Origin of the sequence: Streptomyces sp. B93 (assembly GCF_018070565.1) — a bacterium.
Classification (GTDB): domain Bacteria; phylum Actinomycetota; class Actinomycetes; order Streptomycetales; family Streptomycetaceae; genus Streptomyces.
This window is the reverse complement of record NZ_JAGPXL010000102.1, coordinates 1-3,989: the sequence shown is the minus strand read 5'-3', so window position 1 is coordinate 3,989 and position 3,989 is coordinate 1. Positions and strand designations below refer to the sequence as shown.

Sequence of the window (3,989 nt, the reverse complement as noted above, 5' to 3'; positions counted from 1 at the left end):
GGGCCCCCCCGCGGGGCCCCTCTACGGGTCCGGACCCGTGGGTCACACCCTCAGGGGCTTGACGTCACTTGTTGATGCACACGTTGCCGAAGGCGGGGTTCAGCACGCCGATCACCGAGATCGTGTTGCCGCAGACGTTCACCGGGATGTGGATGGGCGCCTGGATGACGTTGCCGGACACGACGCCCGGGGAGTGCACCGCGGCACCCTGCGCACCGGAGTCGGCGGCGGCGACGCCCGCACCCGCGAGAACCAGGCCACCGGTGGCGGCAGCGGCGGCGACGATCTTCTTGATCATGTATTCCTCCTCGTTGGCAATGCGATCCAAGTAGCTGATCGCATCAGCAGTAACGAGGAGGGGCTAATAGAGCTACGACCCTATGAGTGCATTCACTCTTCCCAGTCGCGACCGTACATGCGGGCGAATTGTGGAGTGTCGTTTCAGTGGGTCAATTCAGGACGCGTCCAGGAAGCGGTCGAGCACCCGGACACCGAACTTCAGACCGTCCACGGGGACCCGCTCGTCGACGCCGTGGAACATCCCGGCGAAGTCCAGCTCCGGGGGCAGCCGGAGCGGCGCGAAACCGAAGCAGCGGATGCCCAGGTCGTCGAAGGACTTGGCGTCCGTGCCACCGGAGAGCATGTACGGCACGGCGCGGGCGATCGGGTCCTCGGCGCCCAGGGCGGTCTGCATGGCGTCGACGAGCCTGCCGTCGAAGTCGGTCTCCAGCGCCTTGTCGGAGTGCACGTCCTCACGGCGGACGCGGGGGCCGAGGATGCGGTCGAGGTCGGCGAGGAACTCCTCCTCGTAGCCGGGCAGGAAGCGGCCGTCGACGTGGGCGGTGGCCTGGCCGGGGATCACGTTGACCTTGTAGCCCGCGCCGAGCATGGTGGGCGCGGCCGAGTTGCGCAGGGTGGCGCCGACCATCTTGGCGATGCCGCCGAGCTTGGCGAGGGTCTCGTCCATGTTCTCGGGGTCGAGTTCCGTGCCGAGGGCGTCGGAGAGTTCGTCGAGGAAGGAGCGGACGGTCTTGGTGACGCGTACCGGCCACTTGTGGCGGCCGAGGCGGCCGACGGCCTCGCAGAGTTCGGTGATGGCGTTGTCGTCGTTGGTCATGGAGCCGTGGCCCGCGGTGCCGTCGACGGTGAGCCGCATCCAGTGCATGCCCTTCTCGGCGGTCTCGACGAGGTAGAGGCGCAGCTTCTCGTTGACGGTGAAGGAGAAGCCGCCGACCTCGCCGATCGCCTCGGTGACGCCCTCGAAGAGGTCGGGGTGCTTGTCGACGAGGTACTTGGCGCCGTAGGTGCCGCCCGCCTCCTCGTCGGCGAGGAAGGCGAGGACGATGTCCCGGGGCGGCTTGCGGCCGCTGCGCAGCCGGTCGCGGACGACGGCGAGGGTCATGGCGTCCATGTCCTTCATGTCGACGGCGCCGCGTCCCCAGACGCAGCCGTCGGCGATCTCGCCGGAGAAGGGGTCGTGGGTCCAGTCGGCGGCGTTGGCCGGGACGACGTCGGTGTGGCCGTGGATGAGCAGCGCGGGCCGCGAGGGGTCCTCGCCCTCGATGCGGGCGACGGTGGAGGCGCGGCCGGGGTGGGACTCGATGATCCGCGGTTCGAGTCCGACCTCGGCGAGCTTCTCGGCGACGTACTCGGCGGCGGCGCGCTCGCCGGGGCCGGAGTGGTCGCCGTAGTTGCTGGTGTCGATGCGGATCAGTTCGCGGCAGAGGTCCACGACCTCGTCCTCGCCGGTGACGCTGCTGGTCGTGCCCTGCTGGCTCACTGTGCTACCTCCCGCTGTGCCTGCTGAACGGACCCCCTCATCCTCCCTCCCCGGCCGGTCGCGCCCCAAGAGCGGGGCCGGTCCCGTCGTGTGCCGGGCGCCGGGCGGGGGTGTGATCGGCCGGGCCGGAAGCCTGGTAATGTTTACGTCGTCGCCGCGGGGGAAACCCCGCACGACAGACACCTTGTCCGGGTGGCGGAATGGCAGACGCGCTAGCTTGAGGTGCTAGTGCCCTTTATCGGGCGTGGGGGTTCAAGTCCCCCCTCGGACACCAGCTGAGACCCCTGTGATCAGGGGTCTTTCGCATGTCCGGGCTCGGGTGCCGGTAGTGGGGCGGGCCCGGGATAATGCGGGGCATGTCCCGTCGTCCCGCGCGCGCCGTCCGTCGTTCCGCTCCCGCCGCCCCGGCCGGTTGCCCGTGCGGGCTTGCCGAGCCGTACGAGCGGTGTTGTGGCCGCTACCACTCGGGGGCCGCCGCCGCGCCGAGCGCCGAGGCGCTGATGCGGTCGCGGTACGCCGCCTTCGTACGGCGGGACGAGGCGTATCTGCTGCGGACCTGGCATCCGCGCACGCGTCCCGCGCGGCTGGAACTCGATCCGGGAATGCGGTGGACCGGGCTCGAGATTCTGGACGCCGTCGACGGGTCGGCGTTCCACGGTTCGGGGACGGTGACGTTCCGGGCGTCGTTCCGCGGTGGGGCGCTGCACGAGCGCAGCCGTTTCGAGCGGGTGGACGGGGCGTGGGTGTACGTGGACGGCGACTTCCTGGAGTAGCGGCGGCTACGGGGCCAGGATGTCCAGTTCCTCCAGGGCGCCCAGGGTGATCTGACGGGTCAGTTCCTCGGCGCGGGCCGCGTCGCGGGCGCGGACGGCCTCGGCGACCTGGACGTGCAGGGTGACGGCGGCCGGGTCGGGGTCCTCGAACATGACGTCGTGGTGGGTGCGGCCCGCGAGGACCTCGGCGACGACGTCACCGAGGCGGGCGAACATCTCGTTGCCCGAGGCGTTCAGGATCACCCGGTGGAAGGCCACGTCGTGGAAGAGGTAGCCCTCCAGTTGGTGGCCGCGCGAGTTGGCGACCATGCCGAGGGCGCATTCGGTGAGTTCGGCGCACTGCTCGGCGGTGGCGTTCCGCGCGGCGAGGGCGGCGGCTACCGGTTCGACCGCCGAGCGCAGCACGGTGAGCGAGCGCAGCTGGCGGGGGCGGTCGGCTCCGGCCAGGCGCCAGCGGATGACCTGGGGGTCGTAGACGTTCCACTCGCAGGCGGGCAGCACCGTGACGCCGACGCGGCGGCGGGACTCGACCAGGTGCATGGACTCCAGCACCCGGACCGCCTCGCGCATCACGGACCGTGACACGTCGAAGCGCTGTGCCAGTTCGTCGGTGCGCAGGACGCTGCCCGCGGGGTACTCCCCCGCGGTGATCTCGGGGCCGAGGGTGTCCAGTACCCGGCCGTGCAGCCCCCGGCCCGTTGTGCTCATGCACTCAGCGTACGGGGCACGTCACGGGAATAAAAAGTCAGACTTATACGTCACAGACTCTTGAATTTGTCGTACCTAATAGGTTTCAGTGTGGCCGACGTCAGAAGCCGACGTCGCATGTCGAAGAAGACTGCGAGGCAGTGATGCGTACCCCCCATGTCGTCGTGGTGATGGGCGTCGCCGGTACGGGCAAGACCACCATCGGTCCCCTGCTCGCTGCCCGGTTGGGCGTCCCTTATGCCGAGGGCGACGACTTCCACCCGCAGGCCAACATCGCCAAGATGACGGCCGGTACCCCGCTCGACGACGAGGACAGGTGGCCGTGGCTGGACGCCATCGGCGCCTGGGCGCACGAGCGGACCGGGCTCGGCGGGGTGGTCAGCAGCTCCGCGCTCAAGCGCGCCTACCGCGACCGGCTCCGGGCCGCCGCGCCCGACGTGGTGTTCGTGCACCTCACGGGTGACCGGGAGCTGATCGAGGAGCGGATGCGGCAGCGCAAGGGCCACTTCATGCCCACCGCGCTGCTGGACTCGCAGTTCGCCACGCTCCAGCCGCTCCAGCCGGACGAGGCGGGCGTCGCGGTCGACGTCTCCGGCACCCCCGAGGAGATCACCGCGCGCGCCATGGCCGCGCTGGACGCCCTCGGTCCCGGCGTTCCCTCGGCCGCGGTGCTGCTCGGCATCTTCACGCTGCTGCGGCCCGCCGGGTTCAGCAAGGAACGCGTCTCC

The 3,989-nt window shown here is 70.2% G+C and carries 4 protein-coding genes, 1 tRNA gene and 1 pseudogene; 3 read left to right on the top strand and 3 right to left on the bottom strand.

The window, feature by feature from the left end:
- Positions 1–64: 64 nt before the first annotated feature.
- Positions 65–298, bottom strand: a complete 234-nt coding sequence (chpH, locus tag KBY47_RS36045) for a chaplin ChpH (RefSeq protein ID WP_210928845.1) — start codon at positions 296–298, stop codon at positions 65–67.
- 156 nt (positions 299–454) lie between these two features.
- Positions 455–1,780, bottom strand: a complete 1,326-nt coding sequence (locus KBY47_RS36040; RefSeq protein WP_210928842.1) for a M20/M25/M40 family metallo-hydrolase — start codon at positions 1,778–1,780, stop codon at positions 455–457.
- 186 nt (positions 1,781–1,966) lie between these two features.
- Between KBY47_RS36040 and KBY47_RS36035 the strand changes: the two genes are divergently transcribed.
- Both KBY47_RS36035 and KBY47_RS36030 read left to right on the top strand, forming a co-directional pair.
- Positions 1,967–2,054, top strand: a tRNA-Leu gene (locus tag KBY47_RS36035).
- Positions 2,055–2,136: 82 nt separating this feature from the next.
- Complete coding sequence (locus KBY47_RS36030) at positions 2,137–2,553, top strand: YchJ family protein (protein ID WP_210928840.1); 417 nt, start codon at positions 2,137–2,139, stop codon at positions 2,551–2,553.
- A gap of 6 nt (positions 2,554–2,559) precedes the next feature.
- Here KBY47_RS36030 and KBY47_RS36025 read toward each other — a convergent pair whose 3' ends face one another.
- Positions 2,560–3,261, bottom strand: a complete 702-nt coding sequence (locus tag KBY47_RS36025; RefSeq protein WP_210928837.1) for a FadR/GntR family transcriptional regulator — start codon at positions 3,259–3,261, stop codon at positions 2,560–2,562.
- Between the two features lie 143 nt (positions 3,262–3,404).
- Here KBY47_RS36025 and KBY47_RS36020 point away from each other — a divergent pair.
- A pseudogene (locus KBY47_RS36020) lies at positions 3,405–3,905 on the top strand (gluconokinase); the annotation flags it as partial.
- Between the last annotated feature and the right edge of the window lie 84 nt (positions 3,906–3,989).

Bases quoted from the DNA above. Each gene is read 5' to 3' on its own strand.
- chpH (WP_210928845.1), bottom strand. From the start codon at position 298: ATGATCAAGAAGATCGTCGCCGCCGCTGCCGCCACCGGTGGCCTGGTT.
- KBY47_RS36030 (WP_210928840.1), top strand. From the start codon at position 2,137: ATGTCCCGTCGTCCCGCGCGCGCCGTCCGTCGTTCCGCTCCCGCCGCC.
- KBY47_RS36025 (WP_210928837.1), bottom strand. From the start codon at position 3,261: ATGAGCACAACGGGCCGGGGGCTGCACGGCCGGGTACTGGACACCCTC.